The following is a 2,787-nucleotide window of genomic DNA, read 5'->3' as shown; positions in this document are numbered from 1 at the left end:
TCATAGGGCGTGTCGAGACCGCCCCTCCTGCCGCAGGCCGAGACGGCCGCGATCGCCACCAGCAGCGTCAGCGTCACCAAAATCCTGCTTCCGGTCATCGATCCATCCGTCCGAAACGTTTGTCAGCCGCCGCTTTTAGCCGAGTTCTCGGCGCATTGCACCCCGAGATATTGCTCGTCGCAATATCTGGCGCAACGTCCGGATATTGCTGGTCGCATGTCCGGGATATTGCTGGCGCAACATCCGGCATTACGCTTTCGCCAGTCGCTTTTTCCAGGCGCGGATCTGCTTCCTCACTTCCGACGGCGCGGTGCCGCCGAAACTGGTGCGGCTCTTGACCGAGTTCTGCACCGCCAGCACTGAGAATATGTCGGCCGTGATGCCGGGATCGATCGACTGCAGATCCTCCAGCGAAAGCTTCTCCAGCCCCACCTTCTTGTCTTCGGCCAGCGCCACCGCCCGGCCGGTGACATGATGCGCCTCTCGGAACGGCAGGCCGAGCGTGCGCACCAGCCAGTCGGCAAGGTCGGTTGCTGTCGCGTGGCCGGAGCCGGCGGCCTTCTTCATCGCGGCTGCGTTGACCGTCATGTCCGAGGCCATGCCGGTCATCGCCGCCAGCATCAGGTCGAGCGTCTCGGCGGCGTCGAATACCGATTCCTTATCTTCCTGCATGTCCTTGCCATAGGTCAAAGGCATGCCCTTCATCACCGTCAGCAGGCCGACCAGATGGCCGGTGACGCGGCCGGTCTTGCCGCGCACCAGTTCGGCGGCATCGGGATTCTTCTTCTGCGGCATGATCGACGAGCCGGTGGAAAACGAGTCCGACAGCCTGACGAAGCCGAATTGCGGCGTCGACCAGATGATGATCTCTTCGGCCAGCCGCGACAGATGCGTGGCGCAGATCGCGGCCATGGCAAGGAACTCGAGCGCGAAATCGCGATCCGAGACGCTGTCGAGCGAATTGCGCATCGGCTCGCGGAAGCCGAGCCCCTTGGCGGTCCGGTGGCGGTCGATCGGGAAGCTGGTGCCGGCAAGTGCGGCGGCACCGAGCGGGCTTTCGTCCATGCGTTCGATCGCATCGCGGACACGCGACAGGTCGCGCGAAAACATCTCGACATAGGCCATGCAGTGATGGCCGAAGGTCACCGGCTGGGCCGCCTGCATATGGGTGAAGCCCGGCATCACGGTCGCCGCATGCTCCTCGGCCCGCTCCAGCAGCGCCTCAATCAACCCCTTCAACGCCTCGGCGACGCGAAAGCACTCCTCCTTGACCCAGAGCCGCAAATCGACCGCGACCTGATCGTTGCGCGAGCGGGCGGTGTGCAGGCGGCCGGCCGCCGGGCCGATCAGATCGGCAAGGCGCGCCTCGATGTTCATGTGGATGTCTTCGAGCCGCGTCGAGAACTCGAAGCTGCCGGCCTCGATCTCTCTCAGGATCGTGTTCAGCCCGTCAGCGATTTTTTCTTGATCGGCCGCCGAAATAATGCCCGTTTGCGCCAGCATCTCGCTATGGGCGATCGAGCCTTTGATGTCCTGCGCATAGAGTTTGCGGTCGAAGGAGATAGACGCGTTGATCGCTTCCATGATGGCGGCCGGACCCGAGGCAAAACGTCCGCCCCACATCTGGTTGCTGGTTTTCTTATCGCTCATGGCTATAACCCGTGCTTCGGAGCAGTTTTGAGAAAATGGCAGACGGTAGTAGATTCTTCCCGGCCCCGCGCCTGATCCTCGCCGCCTTGGTGGCGGGCGCGCTGGCGGGCGCGGTCGCGGTATATGTCAGCGAGAGCCGGTCTGGCAACAATGCACCGGCACAAGCTGCCGTGGGTGAGAGCAAGGACGACGTGGCCTGCGCGGCCAAGAGCGACCGCGCCAAGAAGGTCGCGGCTTCGGCCACCGGTGAGGTCGCGGCACTTTTGCCGGCCGATCCGCCACAATCCCTGAAGAGCCTTGCCTTCAACGGTCCGGACGGCAAGCCGATGACGATTGCCGATCATGCCGGCAAGACGGTGCTGCTCAATCTGTGGGCGACATGGTGCGCCCCGTGCCGTGCCGAAATGCCGGCGCTCGATGCGCTGCAGAAGGAAAAGGGCAGCGACGCCTTTCAAGTGATCGCCGTCAATGTCGATGCCGGCGACGATGTGAAGCCGAAGAAGTTCCTCAGCGATACCGGCGTCGCGACGCTTGGCTATTACCGGGATTCGACGATGGCGCTGTTCAACGACCTCAAGAAGCGCGGCCTGGCGCTAGGCCTTCCTGTCACCATGCTGGTCGACGGCGAGGGCTGCCTGATCGCCCATATGAACGGCCCGGCCGAATGGTCGGGGCCGGACGCCAGGCGGCTGGTCGAGACGGCACTCAAGCCCGAGAGCCTCTAGTCTAGCGTGTGGCTAGCGCAGGTGCCGGTGCGAAGGCCAGAACGCTTCTGTCGCGCAAGGTAGCGGGTTTGCTGCCGACAGCGGGTGCGACGACACCGGTCAGCTCGCCGAATTCTTCGATGAGAGCTGGCCTGCCGATATAATAGCCCTGGCCGATCTCGCAGGCTTCGGCGTCCAGGAATTTCAGTTCGCCGAGCGTCTCGACCCCCTCCGCCAGAACCGGCAGGCCGAGACCACGTCCAAGTCCCAGGACGGCGCGCACGATCGCCGCGACCTGGCCGTTCTTGTCGACCGACTTGATGAAGGAGCCATCGATCTTGATCTTGTCGAAGGGGAAGGCGCGGAGGTTGGAGAGCGAGGAATAGCCGGTTCCAAAATCGTCCATGGCCACGCGCACGCCCAGCGCCTTGAC

The 2,787-nt window shown here is 63.6% G+C and carries 4 protein-coding genes; 1 reads left to right on the top strand and 3 read right to left on the bottom strand.

The genetic code is table 11. The annotated features are described in order from the left end of the window. Both EN969_RS36265 and argH read right to left on the bottom strand, forming a co-directional pair. The coding region (locus EN969_RS36265) for a lipoprotein (RefSeq protein WP_245467497.1) at window positions 1-98 on the bottom strand (98 nt) is incomplete at its 3' end. Between the two features lie 151 nt (window positions 99-249). Further along, window positions 250-1,650 carry an argininosuccinate lyase gene (gene argH / locus EN969_RS25370; protein ID WP_127419492.1) on the bottom strand — a complete coding sequence of 467 codons (1,401 nt, stop codon included), beginning with the start codon at window positions 1,648-1,650 and terminating at the stop codon, window positions 250-252. A 35-nt stretch (window positions 1,651-1,685) separates the two neighbouring features. On the opposite strand from argH, the gene EN969_RS25365 reads away from it, so the two are divergent. Continuing rightward, window positions 1,686-2,375 (top strand): TlpA disulfide reductase family protein, encoded by a 690-nt coding sequence (locus EN969_RS25365; protein ID WP_063169085.1) that lies wholly within the window; start codon window positions 1,686-1,688, stop codon window positions 2,373-2,375. 1 nt (window position 2,376) lies between these two features. Here EN969_RS25365 and EN969_RS25360 read toward each other — a convergent pair. Then, the coding region (locus EN969_RS25360; protein WP_164758477.1) for an EAL domain-containing protein at window positions 2,377-2,787 on the bottom strand (411 nt) is incomplete at its 5' end.

The organism is Mesorhizobium sp. M7A.F.Ca.CA.003.01.2.1, assembly GCF_003998945.1.
GTDB lineage: Bacteria > Pseudomonadota > Alphaproteobacteria > Rhizobiales > Rhizobiaceae > Mesorhizobium > Mesorhizobium ciceri.
Note: the sequence above shows the minus strand (reverse complement) of the source record. Positions and strands in the feature narration are given on the sequence as shown.

Coding starts and splice junctions, on each gene's coding strand:
- argH (WP_127419492.1), bottom strand. CDS start 1,650: ATGAGCGATAAGAAAACCAGCAACCAGATGTGGGGCGGACGTTTTGCC.
- EN969_RS25365 (WP_063169085.1), top strand. CDS start 1,686: ATGGCAGACGGTAGTAGATTCTTCCCGGCCCCGCGCCTGATCCTCGCC.